At 58.7% G+C, this 26502-nt stretch carries 29 protein-coding genes, 3 tRNA genes and 1 pseudogene; 8 read left to right on the top strand and 25 right to left on the bottom strand.

Translation table 11 applies throughout. The features are described from left to right. Positions 1 to 58: 58 nt before the first annotated feature. Positions 59 to 1189: pseudogene (locus tag ACLEXF_RS05560) on the bottom strand (alpha/beta hydrolase). A gap of 173 nt (positions 1190 to 1362) precedes the next feature. Between ACLEXF_RS05560 and ACLEXF_RS05555 the strand changes: the two are divergent. Together ACLEXF_RS05555 and ACLEXF_RS05550 are read left to right on the top strand one after the other, a co-directional pair. Next, complete coding sequence (locus ACLEXF_RS05555) at positions 1363 to 2289, top strand: LysR family transcriptional regulator (RefSeq protein WP_017899548.1); 927 nt, start codon at positions 1363 to 1365, stop codon at positions 2287 to 2289. Between the two features lie 237 nt (positions 2290 to 2526). Next, positions 2527 to 2898, top strand: a complete 372-nt coding sequence (locus ACLEXF_RS05550; protein WP_017899547.1) for a cyclophilin-like fold protein — start codon at positions 2527 to 2529, stop codon at positions 2896 to 2898. 78 nt (positions 2899 to 2976) lie between these two features. Here ACLEXF_RS05550 and ACLEXF_RS05545 read toward each other — a convergent pair whose 3' ends face one another. The 13 genes from ACLEXF_RS05545 to ACLEXF_RS05485 all read right to left on the bottom strand — a co-directional run bounded on the left by ACLEXF_RS05545 (position 2977) and on the right by ACLEXF_RS05485 (position 15402). Continuing rightward, a complete protein-coding gene (locus tag ACLEXF_RS05545) occupies positions 2977 to 3465 on the bottom strand; it encodes a DinB family protein (protein ID WP_264947038.1) in 489 nt (162 codons plus the stop codon). A gap of 117 nt (positions 3466 to 3582) precedes the next feature. Then, complete coding sequence (locus ACLEXF_RS05540; protein ID WP_023318456.1) at positions 3583 to 4110, bottom strand: anti-virulence regulator CigR family protein; 528 nt, start codon at positions 4108 to 4110, stop codon at positions 3583 to 3585. A 368-nt stretch (positions 4111 to 4478) separates the two neighbouring features. After that, a complete protein-coding gene (locus ACLEXF_RS05535; protein WP_423265741.1) occupies positions 4479 to 5450 on the bottom strand; it encodes an ABC transporter ATP-binding protein in 972 nt (323 codons plus the stop codon). Then, on the bottom strand, positions 5447 to 6427 hold the full coding sequence (locus ACLEXF_RS05530) for an ABC transporter ATP-binding protein (protein WP_023318454.1): 981 nt from the start codon (positions 6425 to 6427) through the stop codon (positions 5447 to 5449). Before ACLEXF_RS05530 ends, ACLEXF_RS05535 begins: the two co-directional genes overlap by 4 nt. After that, the gene (gene opp4C, locus ACLEXF_RS05525; protein WP_072140468.1) at positions 6424 to 7374 is read right to left on the bottom strand and encodes an oligopeptide ABC transporter permease; all 951 of its coding nucleotides are present in this window, start codon (positions 7372 to 7374) and stop codon (positions 6424 to 6426) included. The genes ACLEXF_RS05530 and opp4C overlap by 4 nt, the downstream gene beginning before the upstream one ends. Continuing rightward, positions 7371 to 8330, bottom strand: coding sequence for an ABC transporter permease (locus ACLEXF_RS05520; protein WP_004202926.1), 960 nt, complete (start codon positions 8328 to 8330; stop codon positions 7371 to 7373). Before ACLEXF_RS05520 ends, opp4C begins: the two co-directional genes overlap by 4 nt. 44 nt (positions 8331 to 8374) lie before the next feature. After that, the gene (locus tag ACLEXF_RS05515) at positions 8375 to 10078 is read right to left on the bottom strand and encodes an ABC transporter substrate-binding protein (RefSeq protein ID WP_080935642.1); all 1704 of its coding nucleotides are present in this window, start codon (positions 10076 to 10078) and stop codon (positions 8375 to 8377) included. A gap of 148 nt (positions 10079 to 10226) precedes the next feature. Further along, positions 10227 to 11270, bottom strand: a complete 1044-nt coding sequence (locus ACLEXF_RS05510; protein ID WP_048326362.1) for a methionine ABC transporter ATP-binding protein — start codon at positions 11268 to 11270, stop codon at positions 10227 to 10229. Between the two features lie 52 nt (positions 11271 to 11322). Further along, the gene (locus tag ACLEXF_RS05505) at positions 11323 to 12099 is read right to left on the bottom strand and encodes a MetQ/NlpA family ABC transporter substrate-binding protein (RefSeq protein WP_423265740.1); all 777 of its coding nucleotides are present in this window, start codon (positions 12097 to 12099) and stop codon (positions 11323 to 11325) included. 31 nt (positions 12100 to 12130) lie between these two features. Next, positions 12131 to 12805, bottom strand: coding sequence for a methionine ABC transporter permease (locus ACLEXF_RS05500; RefSeq protein ID WP_004202921.1), 675 nt, complete (start codon positions 12803 to 12805; stop codon positions 12131 to 12133). A gap of 1 nt (position 12806) precedes the next feature. Then, positions 12807 to 14033, bottom strand: coding sequence for an SfnB family sulfur acquisition oxidoreductase (locus tag ACLEXF_RS05495; RefSeq protein ID WP_023318450.1), 1227 nt, complete (start codon positions 14031 to 14033; stop codon positions 12807 to 12809). Between the two features lie 270 nt (positions 14034 to 14303). Then, a complete protein-coding gene (locus ACLEXF_RS05490; RefSeq protein ID WP_053810294.1) occupies positions 14304 to 14987 on the bottom strand; it encodes a CatA-like O-acetyltransferase, family 1 in 684 nt (227 codons plus the stop codon). Between the two features lie 31 nt (positions 14988 to 15018). After that, positions 15019 to 15402 carry a VOC family protein gene (locus ACLEXF_RS05485; RefSeq protein WP_004202917.1) on the bottom strand — a complete coding sequence of 128 codons (384 nt, stop codon included), beginning with the start codon at positions 15400 to 15402 and terminating at the stop codon, positions 15019 to 15021. A gap of 90 nt (positions 15403 to 15492) precedes the next feature. Here ACLEXF_RS05485 and ACLEXF_RS05480 point away from each other — a divergent pair, with 90 nt between their 5' ends. Then, positions 15493 to 16263, top strand: a complete 771-nt coding sequence (locus ACLEXF_RS05480; RefSeq protein ID WP_004202915.1) for a DeoR/GlpR family DNA-binding transcription regulator — start codon at positions 15493 to 15495, stop codon at positions 16261 to 16263. Positions 16264 to 16266: 3 nt separating this feature from the next. Here the strand turns inward: ACLEXF_RS05480 and ACLEXF_RS05475 are convergent, their stop codons facing one another. Next, a complete protein-coding gene (locus tag ACLEXF_RS05475; RefSeq protein WP_064149860.1) occupies positions 16267 to 16896 on the bottom strand; it encodes a LysE family translocator in 630 nt (209 codons plus the stop codon). A gap of 249 nt (positions 16897 to 17145) precedes the next feature. On the opposite strand from ACLEXF_RS05475, the gene ACLEXF_RS05470 reads away from it, so the two are divergent. Beyond that, positions 17146 to 17781 carry a carbonic anhydrase gene (locus tag ACLEXF_RS05470; protein ID WP_004202911.1) on the top strand — a complete coding sequence of 212 codons (636 nt, stop codon included), beginning with the start codon at positions 17146 to 17148 and terminating at the stop codon, positions 17779 to 17781. A 47-nt stretch (positions 17782 to 17828) separates the two neighbouring features. Here ACLEXF_RS05470 and ACLEXF_RS05465 read toward each other — a convergent pair whose 3' ends face one another. The 4 genes from ACLEXF_RS05465 to ACLEXF_RS05450 all read right to left on the bottom strand — a co-directional run bounded on the left by ACLEXF_RS05465 (position 17829) and on the right by ACLEXF_RS05450 (position 20488). Next, positions 17829 to 18845 (bottom strand): zinc-dependent alcohol dehydrogenase family protein, encoded by a 1017-nt coding sequence (locus tag ACLEXF_RS05465; protein ID WP_023318447.1) that lies wholly within the window; start codon positions 18843 to 18845, stop codon positions 17829 to 17831. A gap of 152 nt (positions 18846 to 18997) precedes the next feature. Continuing rightward, complete coding sequence (locus tag ACLEXF_RS05460; RefSeq protein ID WP_004202908.1) at positions 18998 to 19207, bottom strand: YdgH/BhsA/McbA-like domain containing protein; 210 nt, start codon at positions 19205 to 19207, stop codon at positions 18998 to 19000. A gap of 84 nt (positions 19208 to 19291) precedes the next feature. Then, positions 19292 to 20008: a hypothetical protein gene (locus ACLEXF_RS05455; RefSeq protein WP_064183321.1), complete on the bottom strand. Its 717-nt coding sequence runs from the start codon at positions 20006 to 20008 to the stop codon at positions 19292 to 19294. Between the two features lie 45 nt (positions 20009 to 20053). Further along, positions 20054 to 20488 carry a winged helix-turn-helix domain-containing protein gene (locus tag ACLEXF_RS05450; RefSeq protein ID WP_017899535.1) on the bottom strand — a complete coding sequence of 145 codons (435 nt, stop codon included), beginning with the start codon at positions 20486 to 20488 and terminating at the stop codon, positions 20054 to 20056. Between the two features lie 400 nt (positions 20489 to 20888). On the opposite strand from ACLEXF_RS05450, the gene ACLEXF_RS05445 reads away from it, so the two are divergent. Continuing rightward, positions 20889 to 21038, top strand: a complete 150-nt coding sequence (locus ACLEXF_RS05445; RefSeq protein WP_002907802.1) for a hypothetical protein — start codon at positions 20889 to 20891, stop codon at positions 21036 to 21038. A gap of 87 nt (positions 21039 to 21125) precedes the next feature. On the opposite strand, the gene ACLEXF_RS05440 is transcribed toward ACLEXF_RS05445, so the two are convergent. Both ACLEXF_RS05440 and ACLEXF_RS05435 read right to left on the bottom strand, forming a co-directional pair. After that, the gene (locus ACLEXF_RS05440) at positions 21126 to 21962 is read right to left on the bottom strand and encodes an MBL fold metallo-hydrolase (protein ID WP_064183322.1); all 837 of its coding nucleotides are present in this window, start codon (positions 21960 to 21962) and stop codon (positions 21126 to 21128) included. A gap of 7 nt (positions 21963 to 21969) precedes the next feature. Continuing rightward, complete coding sequence (locus tag ACLEXF_RS05435) at positions 21970 to 22485, bottom strand: hypothetical protein (protein WP_064183323.1); 516 nt, start codon at positions 22483 to 22485, stop codon at positions 21970 to 21972. A gap of 156 nt (positions 22486 to 22641) precedes the next feature. Here ACLEXF_RS05435 and ACLEXF_RS05430 point away from each other — a divergent pair, with 156 nt between their 5' ends. After that, entirely contained in the window at positions 22642 to 23526 is an 885-nt protein-coding gene (locus ACLEXF_RS05430; RefSeq protein ID WP_032456178.1) for a LysR substrate-binding domain-containing protein, read from the top strand. Position 23527: 1 nt separating this feature from the next. Here ACLEXF_RS05430 and ACLEXF_RS05425 read toward each other — a convergent pair whose 3' ends face one another. After that, positions 23528 to 24448: an AraC family transcriptional regulator gene (locus tag ACLEXF_RS05425; protein WP_065696989.1), complete on the bottom strand. Its 921-nt coding sequence runs from the start codon at positions 24446 to 24448 to the stop codon at positions 23528 to 23530. Between the two features lie 98 nt (positions 24449 to 24546). On the opposite strand from ACLEXF_RS05425, the gene ACLEXF_RS05420 reads away from it, so the two are divergent. Further along, positions 24547 to 25299: an SDR family oxidoreductase gene (locus ACLEXF_RS05420; protein ID WP_108433486.1), complete on the top strand. Its 753-nt coding sequence runs from the start codon at positions 24547 to 24549 to the stop codon at positions 25297 to 25299. 121 nt (positions 25300 to 25420) lie between these two features. On the opposite strand, the gene ACLEXF_RS05415 is transcribed toward ACLEXF_RS05420, so the two are convergent. From ACLEXF_RS05415 to ACLEXF_RS05405, 3 genes are all read right to left on the bottom strand, one after another. Next, positions 25421 to 25497: transfer RNA gene (locus tag ACLEXF_RS05415), tRNA-Val, on the bottom strand. A gap of 4 nt (positions 25498 to 25501) precedes the next feature. After that, positions 25502 to 25578: transfer RNA gene (locus ACLEXF_RS05410), tRNA-Val, on the bottom strand. Between the two features lie 4 nt (positions 25579 to 25582). Continuing rightward, positions 25583 to 25659 (bottom strand) — tRNA-Val (locus tag ACLEXF_RS05405). A 253-nt stretch (positions 25660 to 25912) separates the two neighbouring features. On the opposite strand from ACLEXF_RS05405, the gene ACLEXF_RS05400 reads away from it, so the two are divergent. Then, positions 25913 to 26491 carry a TIGR00730 family Rossman fold protein gene (locus ACLEXF_RS05400; RefSeq protein WP_004202897.1) on the top strand — a complete coding sequence of 193 codons (579 nt, stop codon included), beginning with the start codon at positions 25913 to 25915 and terminating at the stop codon, positions 26489 to 26491. The last annotated feature ends 11 nt before the right edge of the window (positions 26492 to 26502 follow it).

Below are 26502 nucleotides of genomic sequence, written 5' to 3'. Positions count from 1 at the left end.
CGCTCCTGTGTGCCGGCTTAATTCCGACACAGGTATTAAAATGGTTATCAATAAAAAGTTATTTCAGAGTGGCTTTAAAGAAATGGTCCAGTTTATCAAAGGGAATTCTTCCACTCTGGTTGTCATATAAGTCCACGTGGTTAGCGCCCGGAACAATGACCAGTTCTTTAGGCTGAGCCGCTTGCTGCTAGGCGGTTTCCGCAAAGTAACGCGAATGCGCTTTCTCACCGGTAATAATCAGTACCGGTCGTGGCGAGATTTCCTTAATATGATCCAGTTGCGCGAAATTCATAAACGGCATTGGGGTTGTCACTGACCATGACCCGGCGGAGTTAACCGACCGCGGGTTATACCCACGCCTGGTGCGATAATAATCGAAGAATTCTCGAGTAATGGGATCGGCATCCGCTTGCAGCGTTGCTGGCAGGATAGTTTTATCCCGGACCACGTTACCCGCTTTATCAAAGCTGACATTGTGGCTCTCATAAGCAGGCACGCCATTCTCGGCGTCTTTCCAGCGCTGCAGGCTCATGTTTTCCAGCACTTTGCTACGCTGTTCCGGGGTATAGCTGTCCTGGAAGCCTTTACCCCACAGGCGCGACATATCATACATCACCGAGGTGGCGACAGCCTTGATACGTTTATCCATTGCCGCCGCGCTAAGGTTCAGCCCGCCGTAGCCGCAGACGCCCAACAGGCCAATGCGTTGACGGTCAACGATATCCAGCAGACCCAGATAGTCGACGGCCGCCATGATATCTTCCGTGTTGATATCGGGTGAGGCGATATTACGCGGTTCGCCGCTGCTCTCGCCGGTATAGGAAGGATCAAAAGCCAGAGTAACAAAACCACGCCGGGCCATTTCCTGAGCATAGAGACCGGATGACTGCTCCTTTACGGCACCGAATGCCCCACTGACCGCCAGGGCAGGAAGCTTACCGGCCGGGTGATTTTTCGGCACATAGACATCGGCGACAAGGGTAATACCGTAGCGGTTTTTAAAGGTGACTTTTTGATGGTCGACGGCGCTGCTCAGCGGAAAGGTTTTATCCCAGATCTGAATGAGCTTAACATCCGTGTCGCCTTTCATAGGCAGCGCCAGGTCTGCGATGGCGGCATTGGAACCAAACAGCATCGCCATCCCAACGATCATTCCCGTGCGCAGCGTTCGATGAGAAAAAGTAGCCATAAATACTCCTGAATGGTGTAAAGGACAGGCCAGGATGTCCCGTTCGGTGTGAGTGTTGATGGCGCTTATAGTAGAGAACCAAAACCGTTCTGATTAGCAGGCAAAACCGCACTTCATTAATGTGTCCATGTTATAAATAGAATCCTTGAGACCGACCAGACGCAGGAGGCAGGGTGGATATTTTTCGTCGTGAGGATTTGCATCATCTCTATCTTTTTTATCATGTGGCTAAAGAGGGGGGATTTACCCGTGCCGCGGCCAGGCTGGGGCTTGCCCAGTCGAGTATCAGCCGCAGCATCAGCATGCTGGAGAAAAGTATTAATCTGCAGTTACTGGTGAGAAGTACCCGCAAGGTCGCGCTCACCTCAGCCGGGGAAAAACTACTGCGTTCGCTCGATCAGGGGTTCGGTCAACTGGAAAATGGCTGGATGCTGCTGAATCAGCTTCGGGAGAAACCTGCAGGAACCGTGCGCATTAACGGCAGCAGGCAGGCCATCGAGCAAGTGTTGCTACCGCGACTGCAGTCGTTACGGGATGCATACCCAGATATCGCGCTGGAGCTTATTGAAAATAATACCTTTGTTGACATTGTGAAGGAGCGATATGATGCCGGGGTTCGCTACGGCAGCATGGTCAACGAGGATATGGTTTCCGTGCGTATTGGCCCCGATGTGCCGATGCGGGTTGTCGGTAGCCCCAATTTTCTTCGCCAGCATGGGATCCCCGCACATCCCCGCGAACTCGATAAGTATCCCTGTATTGGCTACCGCATGTCCGACGGTTCACCATGGGGATGGGAGATGCATGATGGCGATCGGTTATATCGACATAACCCCGCCGGAGGATGGGTGTTCAGCGATGCCGGCACAGTCATTAAAGCCGCGACGCTGGGAGTGGGGCTGGCCTATGAAGCGGCGGATCTGATGCAGGACGAACTGGCAAGCGGTCGGCTGATACCGGTTCTGGAGAATTACAGTCACACCTTTCCTGGGTTTCATATCTATTATCCGCACCGGAACGTGTCCAGTGCGCTGCGAGTGATTATCGACATTCTGAGGGACTATCCCGGAGCGGACAGCCGCGCTATCAGAACGGGCTGATCCCTTGCGGACCCGTCGCGAACCGTGGTGCCGGCAGGACATGGCTCCCGCCGCTGGTTTTTCAGGATATCAGCGGTAGCCAACTGCCTGACGATCAGCGTCAGCTAATAGCACGCCTCTCCGGGTAAAGGTAGTCCTGGCGGGGCAGGGTGAGAAGGAGATGCTCGCCGCCGGGAAGCGGTTTACCTGTTCCGCGCATCAATTTTAATGACCTCAATCATTAGCAGGGAGTGAAGGATGAAGTTAAAGATTACTATCAATGATAACGTGCTCACCGCGACCCTGAACGGTAGTCAGGCCAGCCGCGAATTCGCTGGATTGTTACCTTTAACGTTGCAGCTCAGCGACTATGCAGGAGAGGAAAAGATAGGCGATTTACCCGCCCGGCTGTCGACGGCGGATTCGCCTGTAGGGTCAGCAGCCAGCAAGGGCGATATCATGGTCTTTTTACCCTGGGGCAATCTGGCCATTTTTTATCAGGCTCATGGTTACGTTGACGGGCTCATCCCTCTGGGGAGGCTGGATGAACCTGACGCATTACCTCTGCAGCCTTCATCATACCCGGCACGATTCGAATTAGCCGCAGCAGCATCGCTCGGGAGCGATTAGCAAGCCGTTACGGCGACGGACAGAACGGCATCATTCGCCACGAGGACGTTCCCCGAGGGGAACGTCACGGGATAAGTTTCAGGAATGATGGTCGCGCAGGAAAACGGTCAGCACATCTTTCGGCGGCACGCCGCCGCATTCGCCAATCATCCAGCCTACCGCGCCGCGGTGATAGGCGCCGTGAAAGAGCATGTGGTTCAACATCTCCATCGCGGTCATATTGCCGTCGCCGCCGTCGACAAATTTGAAGGCGATACGTTCGTGGAAATCGGCGGGGGTCATGGCGCTGACGTAGTGAATGTATTCGTCCGTACAGGCGGTCATTGCCGTTTCCAGCGCATCAATGGTTGGCGTCTCGGGGGTATTCAGCGCGGTGTAACCGTGCGTCCTGCCGCGCAGATTCGCCCGGAAAATCATGTCAACGACATGGATATGGTTCATCAGCCTGAGGGTCAGGTGACGCTTTTCGCCATGTATTGTTCCGTCTATCGTGCGGATCGCCTGTAAGGTGGCAAGGTCAATCCAGCGCTTGTACTTCAACAGCGTCACTACAGTGTCTTTGTCCATAGTCGGTCCCGGGTTGGTTGAGCCATTATCTTAGCGATGATGCCAGCGAGTTGTCACTCTCCAGCGCCAGGCACAAAAAAGCCTCGCCGGGGCGAGGCTTTTCAATAAGCAGGTGAGTTAGTCAAACACACCGTTAATCACGGCGGTGACGATGGCGGTGCTCAGCGCTACCAGCACCAGGTCATCGCCGACCGCCCGCCATTCATAGCCCGGATAATAGGGCAGGTCGTTAATCATAGAAGCTGGCAGAGTCTTTTTCGCGATACCCGGAGGGAGCGGTTTGCCGCGGGCAACATTTTTGGCGATACCCGGAGGCAGCGCCTGATAGCCGACCAGACCGTAGTTCACGGCCAGGGAGCGCGCCCGTGAGAAGCTAATATCGCTGTCGACGTGGTCGGGCTTGCCGTAGTTTTTGCGGTTGCCATGATCGGCGGTGGACTGACCTTTATTTTGTCCTTTATTACCATGGTCGCCGCTGTTACCGCTGTTACCATGATTGCCGCTATTGCCATGGTTACCACTGTTCCCGTGATTACCTCCGCCATTGCCATTACCGTTACCCGGGTTGGCATAGGCCGGTGCCGCCATGACGGCGAGAGAAATAACCGCCGCCAGTGCTGTTTTAATAGTGCGACGCTTAAGCATGATCTTGCTTCCTTAATGTGGAGTACACGCTTAAAAAATAAGATAACGCTATGCCTCAGGCAATCTCATAGAGTCTTATTTTTTTCCGGGATTTCACGGGAAGGTCATTAAGGGATAGCGGGACGCGAACGAGCAATTCCATTGCTGCGTTTTGACAGACGGGCGACCGCGCCCCGCTAAATTTGTCGCCGGCAGGATCGCTCCCGGGCGTGTCGCAAAAAAATGCCCGAAGCCATCGGGCAAAAATGAACAAAAATATTACGCTTCATTCATAACGCGTCTCACAAGACGGAGCGGATAGTAAATCCTGGCGCCGCTGCGCACAATCGACCGGTTGTTTAGAAATAAATAACCCCCGTCGGCCGCGCTCAGGACGCGACCCAATGGCAGGCCACTCGATGGCCAGGGGCCACCTCGCGCAGCGCCGGAGCTTCTCTGCGGCACAGATCGCCGGCCTGCGGGCAGCGAGATGAAAAGCGGCAGCCGGCGGGAGGATTGATCGGATCCGGGATCTCGCCTTGCACCAGCGCCTGCGGTTCGCTGTGCGGGTCGAGGGTCGGCACCGCGGCTAGCAGAGCGCGGGTGTAGGGATGGAGGGAGCGGCTGAACAGCGCATCGCGGCTGGCGCTTTCCACCAGTTGCCCGAGATACATCACCGCCACATCGTCACATAAATGCTCCACCACCCCGAGGTCGTGGGAGATAAACAGAAACGTGACGCCGCGGTCGTCGCGCAGGTCGGAAAACAAATTGATGATCTGCGCCTGAATCGACACATCGAGGGCCGAGATGGGCTCATCGGCGACGATAAAATCCGGGTTGAGGATCAGCGCCCGGGCAATACCGATCCGCTGGCGCTGGCCGCCCGAAAACTGATGCGGAAAGCGGGCGTAGTGTTCCGGCGCCAGGCCGCAGATCTTCATCACGTCGATCACCCGGTCATAGAGCTCATCGCGGGTGCAGAGCTTGTGCTGCAGCATGGCTTCGCCTATCGCCTCGCCAATACGCAGCCGCGGGTTCAGCGAGCTGTAGGGATCCTGAAATACCAGCTGCATCCTCGGCCGTATGGCGCGCAGGGCGGGCCCGGGCAGGTCGGCCAGCTCCTGACCGTGAAATTTCACGCTGCCGGCGCTCTTCTCGTACAGGCCAAGCAGGGTTCGGCCGACGGTGGTTTTGCCGCTGCCGGACTCGCCCACCAGGCCAAAAATAGTGCCCGGACGGATGTTAAAGCTGACGCCGTCCACCGCGCGAAGCTCGCCGGTCTGCTGGCCAAAGAGGCCGTCGCGCAGCGGAAAATACTTCTTCAATCCATCCACTTCAATAACATAGCGATCGCTCATGCTGTCGCCTCCGCAAATTCGCTATAAAAGCAGGCGGCCCGCTGGCGCTCGCCGAGCAGCGGCGGAATCGCCTCCCGGCAGCGCGGCGTCGCCCGTTCGCAGCGCCCGGCAAAAGCGCAGCCCGCCGGCAGGGCGGCCAGATCCGGTACCTGACCGGGAATCGAGTACAGTCGCCGACGCCGCTCGCCCGGCACCGGGCGGGAGGCGATGAGCCCACGCGTATAAGGGTGCTGCGGATGGCGTAGCACCTCCGCCGTGGCGCCCTGTTCCACGATCCTTCCGGCATACATCACCACCACCTGTTCGGCCATCTGCGCGATCACCCCCAGGTCGTGGGTAATCAGCATCATCGCCATCTGGCTGGCCCGCGCCCGATCCCGCAGCAGGCGCAGGATTTGCGCCTGCACGGTGACGTCCAGCGCGGTGGTCGGTTCGTCGGCAATCAGCAGTTTGGGCTGACAGCTCAGCGCCATGGCGATCATCACCCGCTGCAGCATGCCGCCGGATAGCTGGTGGGGGTAGCTGGCCATCAGGCTGTCGCCGCGCGCCAGGCCGACCTCGCTTAGCAGCCGGGTAGCCAGCTGCCAGGCGGCTTTCGGCGTGGCGCCGAGGTGGCGGATCGCTGGTTCGCATAGCTGTTCGCCGATGGTCAACACCGGGTTCAGGGCCGACATCGGTTCCTGAAAGATCATGGCCAGCTGGTGGCCGCGCAGGTCGGCCATCTGTCTGGGGTTCAGCCGCAGCAGATCGCGGTCCGCGAAACGAATTTCGCCGCCGTCGATGCGCGCTGCCTGCGACGGCAGGAGGCCCATCAGCGCCATGGCGGTGACGCTTTTGCCGCAGCCGGACTCGCCCACCACGCCAACGGTTTGCCCGGCCTGAATCGTGAAAGAGACGTCCTGCACCGCGCGCACGCGATGACGTTCGCCAGCGAAAGAGACGGAGAGATGATTAAAAGAGACTAACGGTAGGGTCATTTCAGCCTCGGTTTCATATTGGGATCCATGGCGTCGCGCAGGCCATCGCCCAGCACGTTAATGGCGATCACGGTGAGAAAGATGGCGATCCCAGGCGGCATCCACAGCCAGGGACGGCGCTGGAAATCGATCAGGCTATTGGCGGCATCCATCATATTGCCCCACGACGGCGTTGGCGGCACCACGCCGAGGCCGAGATAGCTCAGCGCGGATTCGCTGAGAATGGCGTTGGCGACAGCCATGGTCGCCATCACCACCAGAATCGGAATGGTATTCGGCAGCAGGTGGCCAAACAGCCGGCGACGCGCCGACAGGCCCAGTACTTGGGTGGCCAGCATAAAATCGCGTTCGCGCAGGGAGAGACATTGCCCGCGCACCAGCCGCGCCAGTCGGGGCCACTCCAGTAGGCTGAGCATTACCACCACCATATAGATGCGCGAGTCCGGGGAAAAATCGAGCTCGGAAAGCATCGCCCCGGCAACAATCAACAGCGGCAATCCAGGGATGGTCATCACCAGGTCGGCCACGCGCATGATCACTCTGTCGGTTAACCCACCGACATAACCCGAGAGGGCGCCGAGCAGATAGCCGAGGAATACCGACATCACCATGGTCAGCAGGCCGATAATCAGCGAGATGCGCCCGGCCAGCAGCAGGCGGGTGTAGACATCGCGACCAAGGAAATCGGTCCCCAGCCAGTGTTCCGCCCCGGGCGGTTGGTTGATGCTCAGGGCGTCGGTGGCATCATCTTTCCACGGCGACCAGACGGGCCCCAGCACGCACCACACCGCCATTACGGCCAGCAGGATCAGGCAGAACATGGCCAGCCGGTTACGGCGCAGCTGTCGCCATCCCTGGCGCCAGGGAGAGGGGGTAATGTGCGCCAGCGCCGGGATAGCCGCCTGCCGCTGGCGGCGACGGGAAGCAAAGTAAGACAGGATCATCATGACCTCACCCGAATACGTGGATCGGCCCAGGCGTACAGCACGTCGGCGAGCAAATTACCGACTATCGTCAGCACCGCCAGAAACAGAGTAAACCCCATCAGCACCGGATAGTCGCGGGCGGCCAGCGAGTCGATATGGATGTGGCCTGCCCCCGGCCAGTTGAATACCTTTTCGGTAATGATCGCCCCGGAGAACAGCCCCGGCAGCTCAAAGCCCAGCAGGGTGATGATCGGCAGCAGGGCGTTGCGCAACGCATGTTTAAGGATCACCGTGCGCTCATGTAATCCCTTGGCGCGGGCGGTACGGATAAAATCCATTTTCACCACGTCGAGCATACTGGCGCGCACATAGCGCGTCAGGCTGCCCGCCTGCAGCATCACCAGCGCCAGCACCGGCAGCGCCAGGTGGGCAGCCACTTGCAGCACATACTGCCAGCCGCTTTCGTCGCTGCCGGTATTGGTCATCCCGCCTACCGGCAGCCAGTGGAGATCGACGGCAAACCATTTAATCAGCAACAGGCAGAGGAAAAAGGTGGGGAATGACATGGCGGCAAACACCGCAACGCTCACCAGATGATCAAACCAGGAGCCAGGTCGCAGGGCCGACACCACGCCGACCGCCAGGCCAATGCCCCAGTAAAAGACCAGCGCGACGCTGGCCAGCAGAAAAGAGTTCCAGATGTACTGATTGAGCAGTTGGCTGACCGGGATCTGATACTGCAGCGAAAAACCTAAATCGCCGCGCAGAAGCTGTCCCAGCCAGTGGAGATAGCGGGTGAACAGCGGCTGGTCGAGGCCATAGATCGCCTTCAGCTCCGCAGCGCGGGCGGCGGTCAGGGTAATATTGCCATCGATAAAGTCGCCGGGGGTTTTGGCAAACAGCATAAAAATAATGAACGAGGCCAGCAGTAGCATCGGCAGCGTTTGCAGCAGGCGCCTCAGGATGAAATTTTTCATGACGATCTCGCATCAGCCGCCGGTTAACCCGGCGGCCAGGGGATTTACTTAACGATTTTCACATCCGGCAGGCTGCCGGTCAGGCCGTTGTAGATATCCGGTTTAAAGCCGGTGACGCGGGCGCTGCTGGCGGAAAGGATGTTGCGATAGCCGAGCAGGATCACCGGCGGATCGTCGGCCAGCACTTTATACAGCTGGTGATAGATCGGCTTGCGCTTTTCGATGTCGAGCACCGCGTTGCCGGCGTTAATCAGCTTATCGACCTCCGCGTTGTGGTAGCCGGACTCTTTAGCTTCGCTGCTGTAGAAATCCCATACCCCGTCGTGCGGGTCGTTGAGAGTGCTGGTGCTGAACGAGGCGAGATCGTAATTTCCGGCTTTGCGCTGCGCCATCAGAGCGTTGAAATCCACCACCTGCGGCTTAAGCAGCACGCCGATCTGCCGCCAGTTCTCTTTGGCGATGGGGATCAACGCATCGTTGAGCACCTTCTTGCTCACCAGCAGGGTTAGCTCCAGGCGCAGGCCCTCTTTGACGCGGATACCGTCGGCGCCAGCTTTCCAGCCGGCCTCATCCAGCAGCTTTTTCGCCTGCGCCGGATCGTAATGGTAAGGATTGACGCCTTCTGCGTTAAAGGCCCAGGAGATCGGGGCGATCGGCTCGATGGCGACTTTGCCGTACCCCTGATAGACCACGTCGATCAGCTTCTGCCGGTCCAGGCCGTAAATCAGCGCCTGGCGTACCCGCTTATCCTGCAGCGCCGGACGATGAACGTTGAATTCCACCTGGCTGTAGTCGCTGGAGCCGTAAAGATTAATGTTGGCGAAGCCGAGCATCTTCAGCTGTTCGATATCGTCAGGACGCGAGGTAAAGGCGTCGTAGTCGGTCTCCCCGGTCTGGAACAACTGGAAGTTGGTCGACGGATTGGTCACGCGATAGATAAAGCGCGGCGTTGGCGGCGTCCCACGGTAAAAATGGCTATTGGCATGGAAACGAATTTCCTGACCGGGAATATAGGTATCGTACACGTAAGGGCCGTTGCCCAGCGGCTTGCCGTGCAGTGAGCGCAGATAGTCGAGATGTCCCCGTTGATATCCTTTGCCGTACCAGGCTTTCGACAGCACTGGCCCGCCAATTTTGGCCAGCGTGGTGGCGCCTGGCTGGGTGGTGGTCACCTGAAGAGTGAGCGGGTCGATGACTTTCAGGCCGCTGACGCTGTCAGCCTTGCCGGCTTTGTATTCTGCGCCGCCAGCGATATTGGCCAGGGTGATGTCGGTATCGCCATCATATTTGGGGTCGAGCAGGACCGTCAGGGTAAAGGCGACATCTTCCGCCGTCAGCGGTGAACCATCGCTGAAGGTCAGACCAGGGCGCAATTTAATGGTATAGACTTTACTGTCCGGGCTGACCGTCCAGCTCTCCGCCAGCCCCGGGACCAGCTTGCCCTGGCTGTCCCAGTCGATCAGGCGTGAAAAAATGACGTTCGTGACGTTCTCATCCCAGCCGTTGACGAAAAAGTAGGGGTTAAAGATCCCCTGCGGCTCGGAGATCCCGGCCACCACCGTGTCTTTACGCAGCTTGGCGCTGGCCGGGATCTGACTGGCGTCAGTGGCCGGGGTGATGCCTTCTTTCAGGAGACCCTCAGCAAAGACAGCAGAAGAAAATGCTACCACGCCGCCGAGCAGGGCCACTTTTAGCGCCAGGGCGAAGCGGGTTTTTTGGGTTTTTAATCCTTGTTGTAATCTGGACAAAAGTGCTACCTCATCAAGTGATTGCGTGGTGATTTACAATTCATGACGAAAGATAAGAGGCGCACTTCGCCCTGTCTAACACTGAAACGTTATGATTTATAACCAATTATCCTTAGCAAAGGATCGGAAATATAATTCCATTCTATGGCTATGGCGCAGTGGTTTCCGCTGCCTGAAGAGGGTGGGTCAAAATGCTGTCCGCGACCCAGCCATCCTGCACCAGCGCGCTGGCGGCCAGCGGCCCGCTCAGCCGGACCTGCAGCTGGCCGATGACCCGGCCCTGGATACGCTCGCAGTTGCTGTACAGCAGGCGGGCGTCGCCCCCCAGCAGGCTGGCGATATGCTGCAGATTGGGTTCGCGACCGCTGCTGCCGTCAAACCGTAAGGTCACGATCTGCTCGCCGTCGCGCAGCGATGGCCCGGCCTCCGGGCGATCGGGGTGCTGCAGGCCGAGCATAGCGCGCGTCACCGGATGCTGCGGGTTGCCAAACACGCGCCAGACCTCCCCCTGTTCGACAATGCGTCCGCCTTCGAGCACGCTGACCCGATCGCAGAGGGTGCGAATAACCTCCATTTCGTGAGTGATCAGCACGATAGTCAGCCCCAGGCGCTGGTTAATCTCCTTCAGCAGGGTTAACACCGACAAGGTGTTTTCCGGATCCAGCGCCGAAGTTGCCTCATCGCACAGCAGAATTTCCGGTTGAGTGACCAGCGCCCGGGCGATGCCGGTTCGCTGTTTCTGGCCGCCGGAAAGGCGGGCAGGGTAGCTGTCGCGCAGGGCGCTGAGGCCCACCAGCTCAAGCATTTCCGTAACCCGCCGCTGACGTTCGCCGGCCGGGATGCCAGCCATCTTCAGCGGCAGCGCAATATTCTGCGCCACGGTTTTGGTGGCCATCAGGTTAAAGTGCTGAAAAATCATCGCCACCCGCCGACGCAGGTCGCGCAGCTGGCGCGGGGAGTAGCGAACGGTCGACTCGCCGTGGATGAACATCTCGCCGCTATCGGCACTTTCCAGGCGATTAAACAGGCGCAGCAGGGTGGATTTTCCGGCGCCGCTGCGGCCGATGATGCCGAAAATTTCGCCCTGACGGATGGTCAGGTCAATGTCCTGTAGCGCCTGCACGCCGTTAGGATAGGCTTTGCTGATACCAGCAAACTCAATATGGATCGGTGGGGCGGGGATATGCGTCACGATGATGCGCTCCGTTTGCCCGGGCAGCGGCTGTCGCCGCTGCCCGCGGTGATTAAAATCCGGGTAAAATTTTGCCCTGATAACGCGTCAGAATGAACTGACGAACGGCGTCCGAATGCAGCGCTTGCGCCAGTTTCTGAATGCCCGGGTCCTGAATATTGTCCGGACGCGCCACCAGATATTCGACGTACAGATCGCTGCCTTTTTCCACCAGCAACGCTTTATCGGTGTCGATACCGGCCTCCAGCGCATAGTTGGCAAAGATAAAGGCGAGGTCGACCTGCTTCACCGCCCGCGCCAGCATGGCGCCCTCCAGTTCGCGGATTTTAAAGTGATGCGGGTTGCTGGTGATGTCCTTCGTTGCCGATTGCGGATTGTGCGGATCCTTGAGGGTAATCAGCCCGGCGTTGCTTAACATCACCAGCGCGCGTCCGGTGTTCACCGGATCGTTAGGAATGGCGATCGTCGCCCCGTCAGGCACCGCGGTGAGACTCGTGTATTTGCTGGAGTAGGCGCCGAAAGGTTCGATATGCACCCCGATCACCGGAATAAGGTTGGTATGCCGGGTCTGGTTGTAGTTATCGAGAAACGGACGGTACTGGTAGTAGTTAGCGTCGAGGTGTTTCTCCGCCAGCTGCTGATTGGGCTGTATAAAATCGTTAAATACTTTGATCTGTAAATCGACGCCTTCCTTTGCCAACACGGGCTTCACAAACCCCAGGATTTCCGCATGCGGTACCGGCGTGGCGCCGACGATCAGCGTCTCGTTAGCCATTGCTGTAGTGGAGAAGAGGGCCAGAAGTCCGGCGGCGATAATGGATTTTTTCATGATAATGATTCCTGAAACCTGGAAAGGTAAGTTATTTGCGGCTGACGTAGCGCACCAGGCGGTCGCCGCTCATTTGCAGAAGCTGTACCAGCGCAATCAGCATCAGGACGGTGACCACCATCACGTCAGTCTGAAAGCGCTGATAACCAAAACGAATGGCCAGATCGCCCAGCCCACCGCCGCCAATCACCCCCGCCATCGAGGTGTAGTCGACCAGCAAAATGGCCGTCACGGTCACAGCGGCGATCAGCCCGGCCCGCGACTCCGGTAACAGCGTGTGCCAGATAAGCTGCCAGGTGCTGCCGCCCATCGACCAGCTGGCCTCCACCAGGCCGTGCTCCACCTCGCGCAGAGCGGTTTCCACCAGCCTGGCGAAGAACGGGGCGCAGCCGGCGACCAGCGGCGGAATGGTTCCTTCCACCCCCAGCGAGGTGCCGGTCAGCAACGTGGTCAACGGGATCATGACAATGAGTAAAATGATGAACGGCAGGGAGCGCAGCACGTTGACGCACAATGACAACAGGCGGTAAAGACGCGGGGCGTACAGCAAACGCGGCTCGCCGGTGAGATAGAGTACGATCCCCAGCGGAAGGCCCAGCAGCACGGTCCAGCCCAGCGACCAGGCCAGCATGGTGAGGGTATCGAGGGCGGCCTGGGCCACATCGCTCCAGTCGATTTGTGCGAAAAATGCCAGCAGACTCGTCATATCAGTTCCAGTCGTGTCGTTGCGGACGAATACCGTTCAGCACCCAGTTTCCGAGCAGCTGATACTTCCAGCGTACCGGGTCGTGCAGGGTGTGCACCCGGGCATTGCGCCAGTGGCGGTCGAGGTTGAGCGACTCACCGGTAGCCCGCGTGCCCCCCAGCTCAAACAGGCGGCTGGCGGCCTCCAGCGCCACTTCAGTGGTCCAGATTTTGGCGCGGGCGACGGCCAGCGATGCCTCGGCGACATGTTCCTCACTGAGGTCATTTTTATAGCGGTCGAGCACCCGTCCGGCCCGCTCCAGCAGCGCGTCGGCAGCGGCAAGACGGCTATCCAGCTGACCGATATGGTAGATAGTCAGCGGGTCGTCACTGGCCCGCGCCACACCGGCGTCGATCCACGGTCGGGCGCTGTTGCGCACGAACGCCACGGTATCGTCCAGCGCCGCGCGGGCGATACCGGCGTCTATCGCCGCGGTGGTCAACTGGGCAAAGGGGCCGGCAAGGGTCGGGCTGGCGTAGGACTTCCACGTTGGGAAAAGGTGGAAGGGATTGACCGGAAGATTATCGGCCAGTACGGTGCCGCTGGCGGTAGTTCGCTGACCGAGGCACGCCCAGTCATCGACCACCGTCAGCCCCGGGCTGTTCTGTGGCACAAAGGCGAGCTGGGCGCGATCGTCAGCATCCAGCGCCAGAATGCCAATCCAGTGGGCATACAGTGATCCGGTGCAATAGCCTTTACGGCCAGTGATCCGCAGCCCCTCGGCGCCTTGCACGATACGGGTACGAATATCGAGGACCGTTTTCCCCCCGGTTTCCGACAGGGCATTGGCGAAGCGATAGCCTTGCAGTACCTGGGCGAAAAAGAACGCCTGCTGGTCGTCGCTGCCCTGCAGACGAATATCTTCCAGCAGGCAATAGTGGTTCTGGGGAATCTGACCTAACGATGGATCGGCCGCGGAAAGAATGGCAATGACCTGCGCCAGGGTCGCGGCCGAGACCTCGGCGCCGCCAAAGCGGCGCGGCACCGTAATACCCCACAGCCCGCTGTTGGAGTAGGTATTGACGATCTCCACCGGGACGATACCCGTGCGGTCGCGCTCGGCGGCGCCGGGTTTGAGCACGGCGGCGATCTCATCGGCGATGGCGAGGGCTTCCGCATCGCTGGCAATAATATGCGCCTGCGGCGAGGACTGGGTGTAAGGCAGAGCGGGTGAACTGGCTGACATCATCTTCTCTCTTATTCAGTGAATAGCTTATGCGTAAATTGGATAAATAAATTATTCATAATGCCCATGGGTTATATGTATGAGTAAGCAAAACACGTGCCAGCGAGAGAGGAAGGCAGGTTGGCGATATCTAGCGGGGTGGCTATGTCTGCTGACGGAGCGGACTGCTGCAAATGCAGCGCGCTTTTGCGCTGCCTGTTGCAAAGGCGACAGTTAGGGAAAAGCGACCTCCGGACAGAGGGAAGGCTGCCCGGCGGTGAGTGTGGCGAGTTCTCAGCGATCCTTCGCCGTAGGGGGAAGCAGTGAGGGGGCGGTCGCGGTTAGCGGCTGCCAGAGCCGCTCGGGGTCACGAAACCCCGCTTCGACGAGGGCATAAAAGCGGCTGGCATGGAGACCATCGACGAAGGCATGGTTAAATCGCCCGGCCACCGGGATCACGCCGTTCTGCAGTTTCCCCCAGGTGAGCGCCGGAACCGCGGCGCCCACCGCGTATTCCGCATGGGTCATCGAGGTAAAGTGGAGCCACGGCAGACAGCTGGCGCAGATAAAATGTTCGCCATCGACGATGAGCGGCGCCGGCGATGTCTCTCTTGCCGCGACGATCTTCGGCGTTGCCGCGGCGCTGAAGGCGGTGAACTCGGCAGCGTTGTCGCACCATACCTGGCGGAAGCCCTCCTCGACGGTCATCACCGGCGTCATGACCGCCAGGCTGTGATATTCAATCACCTCGCCATCGCGCACACGCTGTCGGAGCTGCGGCACCCCGTTGGCCGCGCGCAGCAGGGCATAGAGCGCGAGCTGAAAAAATGAGACCCGCCGGTCCTTCGCACATTCGTACAGGCGCTGCGCCTCTATCGGAACGCAGAGATTAAAGCTGGGGTTGGCAAATTGTCGGTAAAAGGTGAAATGGTCCCGGCGGGGCCAGGCCGCGGTGTCGATGATCCGGTAACGTGCCATGGATGCCTCCTTATAGCTGGCGGTCTACTGACTATGCGACGATTTCAATCAGGTTGCCATCGGGATCGGCGATCACCGCCTCATAATAGCCGTCGCCGGTGGTGCGCGGGGGTGAAACCAGTATTCCCGCCGCTCCAGCGCGTTGGGCAAGGGCATCGACCTGTTCTGCGCCGCCCACCGAGAGGGCCAGATGCGCCCAGCCGGTATGGTTATTATCCGCGCTGGCCTGCTGCAGGCCAGGCTTGGTCATCAGCTCGATCACTACTTCGTCGTCGATGGTGACAAAATAGGAGGCAAATCCGGGGTTGGTCTGGCTGAGGTATTTTTCATTAATACTGGCGGCAAAGAACTCGACCCAGAAGCGGGCCTGAGCCTCAAGCTGTTGGGTCCACAGAGCGAAATGGGCAATTTTCATGGTAAACCTCCGGGCAGGAACATTGACAATCACAGCAGGGCAGACGATCATGCTTACTGTTGCTCGTTTATGATTATTTAAGGAGTTGCTTTGCTCGATTATGCTGCTTTTCCCCAACAGCGACAAGCGCTGATTTGCCAGATCCTGCAGGAAAACGGCAGGGTGGTGTGTGCGGATCTGGCGGCGCGTCTTCAGGTGTCTGAGCATACTATCCGCCGCGATCTGCATGAGCTTAGCCGCGAAGGCGTCTGTAAAAAAGTCTACGGCGGGGCGGTGTTGAGCCTGCCGGAAGCGGGAGACTACAGTGAACGGAAAGATAAAAACCGAGCAACAAAACTCAGGATCGCGCAGCAGTGCGCCCGGCTGGTGAAACCCGGCGGCACTATTTTCATTGATACCGGCACCACCAATCTGGCGATGGCCGAGGCGCTGCCCGCCGAGCTTGCGCTGACAGTGGTGACGAACTCTCCGGAGATCGCCGCGGTGCTGGTGAAAAAGCCGCTCTACGACGTGGTGATGCTCGGCGGTCAGGTGCAGCGGGCGAGCGGGGGCTGCGTTGGGGCCGCGGCGGTGGCTCAGGTGCAGGGGATGTTATTCGACCAGGGGTTTATCGGCGGCTGCGCCATGGCGCCAGAGTCAGGCCTGACCGGCTTTGACTATGCCGACTGTGAGTTTAAGAAAGCGGTGATTAAGCAGTGCAGCGAAATTATCATCGGCCTGACCTCGGATAAAATTCCGGCGGTGGCGCGGTTCGTGGTGGCCGCGAGCAGCGATATCGATGTGCTGGTGGTGGAGGAGAATATTAGTCGCGAATATCGCGTTGCCTTTCAGCAACACGATATCCGTATCCATACCGTGTAGCCGCTAGCGGGTGAGTGAGGTCGCGATAAGCCGCAGGCCCAGCGCCCCCAGCACCGTCGCGGTGGCGATATCGATTCGCCGCTTCAACCGCAGGTAGACCCGACGCGGGCGATCGGCGGAGAGCACCAGCGCCACCAGCGAATACCAGCTGACGTCAATCAGAAAACTCATCAGCGGCACGATGTAATAGAACGCGGTGGGGATCTGCGTCGGCAGCAGGGCGGTAAAAATCGAGGCAAACACCAGCGCGGTTTTGGGATTGCTCAGCTGGGTATACAGCCCGTCGCGGAAGGTCTTCAGCAACGAACGGTTACCGGCCATACCGTTGGCGGAGAAATCCATCGGCTGCGCCGAACCGCGGAAAATCTTATAGCCCAGCCATAACAGGTAGAGCCCGCCCGCTACTTTCAAGCCAATAAACAGCTCCGGCACCGCGGTGAGCACCTTCTGCAGGCCCAGCATCGCCATAATAGAAAAAATGGCGGCGCCGGCGCCGGTGCCGAGGGCGGTCACCAGACCGTGCAGGCGCGAGCGGGCGACCGCATTGCGCGCGACAAAAATAAAGCTCGGGCCGGGACTGATCACGCCCATGATCAGCACCGCGGCAATGGCCATCAGGCTGGATAAGAACATAGCAACTCCTGGTGTGTTCGCCGCCGTCAGGCGGTCGGCAACGTGGGGACGGTACGAGCAGACAGAGTAGCAAACTGGCTCAGGAAAGCACGTGAAAACCCTGTGGAATAGGCGAGGCTGAATGGGCATCCGCGGCGCGCGTTTTCTGCGCAACTGTTTGAATAACGATTCCCATTCTTGTCAGCAATGGTAAACTGAATAACTGTGATCTTTGTCATACCGTAATAACTACAGAGAAGAGACACTGCTATGCAACATATCATTGAGGGCTTCCTCAACTTCCAGAAAGAGATCTTCCCCCAGCGTAAAGAGCTCTTCCGCAGCCTGGCTTCCAGCCAGAATCCCAAAGCGCTTTTCATCTCCTGCTCTGACAGCCGTCTGGTGCCGGAACTGGTTACCCAGCAGGAGCCGGGACAGCTCTTTGTTATTCGTAATGCCGGGAATATCGTGCCGTCTTTCGGGCCGGAGCCGGGCGGTGTATCCGCGACCATTGAGTATGCCGTGGTTGCGCTGGGCGTGACTGATATCGTGATCTGCGGCCACTCAAACTGCGGGGCGATGAAAGCGATCGCCACCTGCCAGTGCCTGGAGCCGATGCCGGCGGTGTCTCACTGGCTGCGCTACGCTGATGCTGCGAAAGCGGTGGTGGAAAAGAAAACCTGGGCCAGCGAAACCGATAAGGTCAACGGCATGGTGCAGGAAAACGTCATCGCTCAGCTGAACAACATCAAAACCCACCCGTCGGTGGCCGTCGGCCTGCGCGACCATACCCTGCGCCTGCACGGCTGGTTCTACGACATTGAAAGCGGCGAGATTCAGGCGCTGGATAAAAACACGAAATCCTTTGTTTCGCTGTCGGACAATCCGGACGTCTTTTTCGAATAAAGCCGTTCCCAGGGCACGGAGGCCCTGTTCATCTCATCTCCTCACCCCTACCACTCCACGCAAATTTTGCCGAAATGGGCGCCGCTTTGCAGATAGCGGAAGGCGTCTGGTAAGGCCGCAAAATCAAACACTTTATCGATGACCGGCCGCGACGCCTGCAGGTTCAGCGCGTTGACGTAGTCCTGTTGTTGCCGGCGATGACCCACCACCAGCCCCTGCAACCGGGCCTGTTTACTCATCAGCAGATGGGTGGGCACATGACCTTCGAAGCCAGTCAGGACGCCGATGAGGGCGATGTGTCCGCCAACACGGACGGCTTCGAACGACTGGCTCAGGGTGCCCGGTCCGCCGAGCTCGAGGATAATATCGGCCCCGCGATGACCAGTGATGTCCTGCACCGTAGCACCCCACGCCGGGGTGGTGCGGTAATTGATGAGATGGTCAGCCCCCAGGGCGCGCGCGCGGGCGAGCTTTTCATCTGATGAGGAGGTGACGATGACCTGCGCGCCCATGCTTTTCGCCAGCTGCAGGGCGGTTATCGACACGCCGCCGGTGCCGAGCGTCAGCACCGTATCGCCCGCTTTTAGCCGCCCCTCCACCACCAGCGCGCGCCAGGCGGTGAGGCCGGAGGTGGTGATAGTCGCCGCTTCCCTGAAGCTCCATCCGTCAGGCGCATGGGTAAAATGGCTGGCCGGTCTGACCACATACTGGCAGGCAAACCCCTCGGCGCCGTCGCCCGGGGTCTGGCTGAAGTCCTTCACCTGCGGGCCAGGACGGCCATCCAGCCACTGCGGGAAAAAGCCAGCCACCACCCGGTCGCCTGGCTGAAACTCGCTGACTCCGGCGCCAACCGCTTCGACCACCCCCGCGCCGTCCGCCATCAGGATCCGCCGATCGGCGGTGGGAATCACCCCCGTCGCTACCAGCAAATCGTGATAATTCAGGGAGGTGGCGTGGAGCGCTACGCGGATCTCGCCTGCCGCCGGCGCGCCGGGGTCGGCAAGATCGACAAGCTGCAGATTGTCCAGTGAACCGGGTTTGTTGACGATCCAGGCTTTCATCATCGGGTTCTCTTTTCCGGGGGATACGGTAAGTATTGGCCCGGAATTGGCTGAACGCCACAGCGCGCCGCTCAGGAAATCACTGCCCGGAGAAAGAGGCGAAAAAAAAGCGCCGTTTTTGACGGCGCTTTTTTCATTGCGAAAGAACGAAGAGATTATTTGCTCAGCTCAGCCGTCATATGGACGCGATTATTAAACTGGGCGCTGGTGATTTTATAGGACGCACCCTGCTCAGCGGCCTGGGCGGCGATTTTGGCTTCAGCACGGTCCAGGGTGGAGGCGGTGGCGCTGACGCTCTGGGCGAAGCTAACGGAAGAGAACAGTGACAGTGCAGCAACAGCAACGAAAGTTTTGATGGATTTCATGGTCGTATTCCTTAATCTGGTGTCTGATATAGGGCTTGTCGCCCTGATGTGATAAAGAATACGCGCAATACCTCGTGGTTAAAATCAAAACAATTTGCGAAACTCATTCAAATTATATGAATGATTTTCGGCCGATCGCGATGCGGCACGTCGTTGCCGGGCTGGCCGTACTCCTGGTCTATAGCAGCTGAGATCGGCGCAGAGGTGGCTAAACGTGGCCTCCGCGGTCATAAAATGATGAAAATGGGTATGGCTGACGAGGCGAAAATTCATTTTGATCCGCTCCAGTCCGTTATAAACCCGCTTGCGATTAACCCCCAGCGCGTCCGCCATCTGATTAATTGACTGTCCGTCGACCACGCCACGAATCATCTGCATCTCCAGGTCATTAAGTGGGGCTCGCAGCCGGGAGGAGTGACTCTGACGCTGATGGCGCGGCGCGAAAGGGCGGCTACGGTCTGCCAGCCGGCGCAGAAGGCGGCCGATCTCGTGAACGCTTTCCCGTTGGCTGACCCACAGGAGGGTATCCGCGTAAAAGGCGCGTCCGCGTCTCACATTGTTGGCGGAGGTAAATCCGACCACCAGACCGGGATAGCGCTGGGCTAATTCAGCAGCGGCCTGATAATCGTGATAGTTTTCCAGCGCTAAAATAATTACATCCATCCCGGCCAGATCGGGCAGATGGCTGAGCGGCAGTGAATGAATAATATTCAGACCGGGCAGGGTTTCCTGAATATCTCTGAAACACTGGGCGAGGCCGATATTAAAATAAATATTATTGCTGTGAATTAAAATATTCAAAGAATAAATCCTGTTGCAAGCGATCTAAACGGCGTGGAGAGGAGATTAGTTGCGAACCAGGAGCTTATTCATATCAGCAGGCGAGTTATTTATATAATTCATCATGCCCGGCGGTTTGAAGGAATAAATTTCGGCTACGCAAGCAGGGTTAATATAATACCCTGCGCATTTAACGCGGACAATTAACGTGCTTTCGACCCCCGCCTGGTTTAAGCGAGATTTTAGGGTCTGGATAACCTGCCATAATCGCTGCGCGGACGGACGGAGATTATTTTTTTCCCAGACGTTAATCATTAACTCTTCATCGCTGACCAGACGTTCTCTGCCATGCGCCAGCAAATACTCCAGTAAACAAGCCATGGTGCTGCGCAGCTGAACCTGCGTTCGCGTCCCACGTAACGCGATAATTTCCCGATGATGCAGGCAGTAGAAAATATTATCCGCTAACTTATAGCCAAGTAGTTTATAGCCTGTAGTCATCCACCACTCCCTGACAAATCCCCGTATTGCCGGTGCAGAGTAACCGCCTGCGGCGGTCTGACCAAGTGAATTTTATTAGCTAGAATAATCAAAACAATTAACCACATTAGCATACATAACTAGAATAAAAATCTGATAATCTTGCCCTCTTCTGTTGGATTATGTGGTATAGGAAAAGTCTTAATCAAGCGGTGGCCGAAGTTAAACGGTTGAAAATATAGGTGGCGAAATCAAAAAATCGCACTTACATTGATCTAGATCAATTTAATACCTTTCAGGTGGCAATCACCATTTACATAGCAAAACAAAGATTGAAATAACTACGTTTAAGCGGTGATAAGCTGATTCTGAACTTATGGAATTACCCAGGGAACTGTTCATTACTTTCAGGAGCGTTTTTATGGTCATTGCAACTCGTAAGCCTCTGTGCAACAAACGCTGGTCCGCTAGCCCGGCCTCTCAGGATCTTCAGTTGACCCAGCTGCGTCACCCATGGGTCGCCACCAAAGCCAGCTGCAAAAGTAAAAAAGGCTGGAAGAGCCGCGGTTAACGGCTAATCCACTTCCCCAGACACCACGCCCCGGTCGCGTTAATGTCACGACCGGGGTTTCGCTGTGATCGGTGTTCACCGCGAAGGTCACACCGGGCGCAGGCAGTAGCCTGAGGCGGTATTCTCCACGCGGGCGAAACCCGGCAGGCCAAGATGCATACCGGCGATGAGCCACCGTTCGCGGGCGGCCTGGCGCAGCAGACTTTCCCGTGTATGCCGGGCCTGGTCAGGATCGACGTCAAATGCCACCGACACCTCTGGCCGGGCGCTCTGGATCGAGGGAAAGTGGACGATATCCCCCCACATTAGCAGCGACGTTCCGCCCGCCTCAAGGCGATATCCGGTATGCCCTGGCGTATGCCCGGGCAGGGGACATGGCCGGATCCCGGCTACCGGCTCGTCTTCATCAATATCACGAATTTGCGTCGCGCAGATCGCCATTATGCGGCGGACGAGCAGCACGTTACGTTGTCCACGATCGCTGGCGTTGTCCAGTGTCGATGGCGCCAGCCAGTAAGCGCTTTCCCGCGAGGGTAGGAACACCATGGCGTTGGGATAAGCCGGTGTACCGGCGGCGGTCAGCAGGCCGCCGATATGGTCCGGGTGCGCGTGGGTGAGAAGGATGGTGTCAATTTCCTCAGGGCGCACGCCGAGCAGCGCCAGATTGGCAATAAGCGCGCCGCCGACGCCGTTGGCCCCGCCGGTGCCGGTATCCACTAGCAGCGTGTGCCCGCGTCCGCGGATCAGGTAAGCGCCGATCTCGATGGCCTCCGGCGAGGTTAACCCGGCCTGGCGCTGCAGACGCGCCGCCTCTTCAGGGGCGATCCCCGCGAGTAGCGTCAGCGGCGCCGTCATCTGACCATCACTGATGGCGCTTATCGTCAGGTCGCCTGCTGTCAGGGTATAAAAGGGAGCTGGTGTCATGTTGACCTCACGCTTGCTCCGCCGGGTGACGCAACCTGGCGGTAATGGGCTGATAGATAAAGACCGCGGCAGAGGTGACCCGGTGATGCAGGTCGTCACGCGGGACGATGGCGGCATAGCGGGTATGCCGGGTGGCCAGACCCCCGGGCTGCAGGACGATCGGCGCAGCGACGGGCAGGGCTTCCGCGGTATCGCTCAGCAGCAGCACCTCGTCAGGAGCCACCTCCCGCAGCGCGTGAGTCGTGAGATAGAGGTGGCGATGCCAGTCGGCGATCGCCGATTGCCAGCGGGCAAAATGACCCCCACCATTGCGGCGATAGGCGTCGCTGTCGAGGACGGCGGCATCGCGGATATCGTGTAGGGCCAGGTAGCGAGGGCAGACCTCGCTGAACGCGCAGAAGCGCTGGGAGGCATGAAAACCGGGCACCGAGACCAGCGCCGGCAATTTTTCCCGATTGTAAAAGGTATTCCACGCCGCTTCGCTTTGCGGGTCGGTGTAGGCGCATTCGACGACATAGAGCATAGTGACCTCGAGAGACAGATGATTCAGCGCATAACGCGCTTTAGTGAGTTTTATTCATCCTATCCGGCAATAATGGCGCTGAAAAACGATGTTTATTCATCACTCAGTGATATTCTGTCACTGAATTTCAATGGGCCCGCACAAGGAGCATTGGCTATGCGTCGTAAAATCCCCAGCAGCGCTGCGCTACTGGCCTTTGAGGCCGCCGCCCGCCACGGCAACTTTGCCCGCGCGGCGGCGGAGCTCGCGTTAACGGAAGGGGCCATCAGCCGGCAGATCGCCCGTCTGGAAGCGCTCCTCGACAGCAAACTATTTGACAGGATCGGGAGCCGGGTACGGCTCAATCCGGCCGGCGCCCGCTATGCCAGACAGGTCCGCGAGATCCTCAGCAGGCTGGAGCGGGAAACCCACGACGTTAGCGGGATGCCCGCCGATGGCCGCAGTCTCGAGATCGCCGTGCTCCCCACCTTCGCCAGCCGCTGGCTCATCCCCCGGCTCGGGCAGTTCACGGCGCAGCATCCGCATATCGTGGTCAATATCGCCGCCCGCAGCGACCCCTTTATTCTGCCGGGCAGCGGATTTGATGCGGCCATCCATTTTGATCACCCAGCGTGGACCGGAATGGATGTGACGTTTTTGTTTGCGGAGTATCTGCTGCCGGTCTGTCATGCCGCGCTGCTGACGGATGACGATCTCCCGGGGCTGCTGAACCGGCTGCCGCGCATTCATCGGCGGCAAAACCCGGACGCCTGGCTGCACTATGCCCGCGAGTGCGGTCTGGCGCTGGATAATCCGGCGCAGGGGCCGCGCTATGATCTGCATGAGATGGCAATCGCTGCGGTACTCAGCCAGCAGGGCGTGGCCCTGGTGCCGAAGATGTATGTGGAGAGCGAACTGCGCAGCGGGACGCTGGTCGCCCCATGGCCGGGCTTGCCGACGCTGGCCAAGCGCTTTTGCCTGATCAAACCCGGCGGCGGCGAGGGGGAGCCGGCGCTGCAGGTGTTTGAGCGCTGGCTGCAGACGACGATTGCGGCAGGTTAACTTATGGCGGGCCTGGGGGGCGCTGCGCCGCCCGCTGGCGGGCATATTTGCCCGGCGATATCCCGGCATATCGGGTAAAGGCCACGCTGAACGCGCTGGTCGAGCCATAGCCGAGGCGCTCGGCGATATCCGTTATGCTGATGCCCGTCTCGCCCAGCCACTGCATGGCCAGGGTCATGCGCCAGCTCAACAAATAGCCCATCGGGGTCATTCCGGTCAGGCCGGTAAAGCGTTCAAATAACGTCGAGCGAGACAGCGCGCAGTCGGCGGCCAGGGCGTTGACGGTCCAGCGTCTGGCGGGGGCCTGATGCAGCAGGCGGATTGCCTGGGCGACCCGCGGGTCGCTCAGGCCGCGCATCAGTCCGGGGGTGGCGAGCGTTCCGCAGGATCGGATGGCCTCGATAAACAGCAGCTCAACCATCCGCGCCAGAACGAAAGATTTGCCTGCGCGATCCGCCTGGGCTTCCTCTTTCAGCAGCCCGACAAAGGTGGCCAGCCGCGGCTGGTTGCGAACCACCACTAAGGCGGGCAGCAGGGAGGTTAGCAGGCTGGCGTTATCCGAATCGGCAGCGCAGTGGCCAATCAGCGCCTGCATCTCCGCTGGCTGGTCGAGAGCTCCCAGGCGAAAGTGTTCCGCCGCCAGTTTCACCGGGGTGGTCTCCAGCGCCGGTGAAGGCGGCGGGGTCAGGCTGGTTAACGCGAAGCGGTACGCCGCCGGGATCAACATAAAATCCCCGGCGCGCAGGATCTGCGGTTCATGCTGGTCTATTTCCAGCCGACAGCCGCCTTCCAGTACCACGCCGTAGAACGACATTCCCTGGTCTGAACGTTTAACGCGCCATTCTCCCGCCCCCTCAATGGTTTTGGTCAGCACCGCTCTGAGATTGAGCATCGCTATGATTTCCGCCAGCGGGTCGCTCATTTCCGGACTCCTGCTAAAGAATAATGGATTATTGACCCTATATCGTCCGGAGCGGGCTGTCTATGATGAAAAGGAAGAAACCAATCGGAGACAGAGAGATGCAAACGATTATGATCACCGGCTGTTCATCGGGTTTTGGTCTGGAGACGGCGCGTTATTTTCTTGAACAGGGCTGGAAGGTTATCGCCACAATGCGGGTTCCGCGCGAGGATCTGTTGCCGGCCAGCGACCGTCTGCGGCTGGTGCGTCTTGACGTCACCTCAGCGCAGAGTATCGCCGAGGCGATTGCCGAGGCCGGAGAGATTGACGTTCTGGTCAATAACGCCGGAGTGGGGATGCTCAATGCCCTGGAGGGGGCGTCACACGAGGCGATAGCGAACCTGTTTGCCACCAACACGCTTGGGACTATCGCCATGACCCAGGCGGTACTTCCCCGGTTCAGAGCGCGCCGTAGCGGGACGATCGTTAATATCACCTCGGCGGTCACCCTGCAGCCGATGCCCCTGCTGGCGGTCTATACCGCGAGTAAAGCGGCGGTGAATGCCTTCACGGAGTCGCTGGCGCTGGAGCTGCGGCCCTTTAATATTCGCGTCGGTTTGATCCTGCCGGGACGCGCTCCCCAGACCCGCTTCGGGGAAAACGCTCGTCGAACGATGGGCCAGCTCCCGGAGAGCTATGCGCCGCTCGGCCAGCAGATCCTCGACAGCATCCAGGATAACGCCAGCGTGACGCAGGCTGCCGATGTGGCTCAGGCCGTCTGGCGGATGGTGAACGATCCTCAAGCCCCTTCGCGGTTGCCGGCAGGGGAGGATGCCCTGGCGATGGCGCAGGCTATTCATAGTCGCGAATAATCGGGTTTCGCTTTGTCGCTGGCAGGGTTCGATGACGTTCAGGCTGGAAGCGCAGAAGGCGTGCGTTTTCCGGTCACGATGCAGCAGGCTAATGTTGAGAGGGAATGATACGAAACGAGATTGGTGCGTCTGAATGGACTCGAACCATCGACCCCCACCATGTCAAGGTGGTGCTCTAACCAACTGAGCTACAGACGCATTATGGTGCGTTTAATTGGACTCGAACCAACGACCCCCACCATGTCAAGGTGGTGCTCTAACCAACTGAGCTATAAACGCATAATGGTGCGTTCGATTGGACTCGAACCAACGACCCCCACCATGTCAAGGTGGTGCTCTAACCAACTGAGCTACGAACGCAATGTTGTGGTGACAACGGGGACGCATATTAGCGGCAGGCAGGGGATGTGGCAAGAGGTAAACGTCACTTTTCTTGTACATTGTATGCGATTGCGGATCTTTTACCCACTCCGGCGATATTTTACTGAACCACAAGGATATTTCTTCGCCAGCAGGCGCCTCGCCTCTCTTTTCTTTGCCGGTCTCACCCTGCGCGTAAGGGTTGCCGTTGTGTTAAATTATCGCCCACCAGAAGAGAGGAGTAATAAGGAAGATGAAATCGATTGGTATTTTCTGCGGTTCTTCAGCTGGCGAACATCCGCTGTATCTCGAAACCGCCCGACGGGTTGGCCACATGCTGGCGCAGCAGGGACTGGCTGTTGTCTATGGCGGCGGCAAAGTTGGCTTGATGGGGGCGGTTGCCGATGCGGCGCTGGAGGCCGGGGGCACGGTCATCGGCGTAATGCCGCGCGGCCTGGTGGAGCGGGAAATTGCCCACCGCGGGTTGACGGAGCTGCATGTGGTGGAGGATATGCACGAACGGAAAACCAAAATGGCGGCGCTGGCCGACGGCTTTATTGCTCTGCCGGGCGGAGCGGGGACGCTTGAAGAGATTTTCGAACAGTGGACCTGGGCGCAGTTGGGCATCCATGAAAAACCGTGCGCATTCCTGAATATCAAGGGGTATTACGATCCGCTGCAGGCGATGGTCAATAACATGGTACGGGAAGGATTTATGCACCCGCGCTACGCGGAGATGCTGCCGTTTGCTGCTTCGCCAGAGGAGATTATCGCCGGTTTCCGCGACTATACGCCGCCGGCCCGTAAATGGGTTCAGCAGCCCGCTATTTAAACATCAAGCGA

Source organism: Klebsiella pneumoniae complex sp. WS1778 (assembly GCF_049472055.1).
In the GTDB taxonomy this organism is placed as follows: Bacteria; Pseudomonadota; Gammaproteobacteria; order Enterobacterales; family Enterobacteriaceae; genus Klebsiella; species Klebsiella quasipneumoniae.
This window is presented reverse-complemented; position numbering and strand designations above follow the sequence as displayed.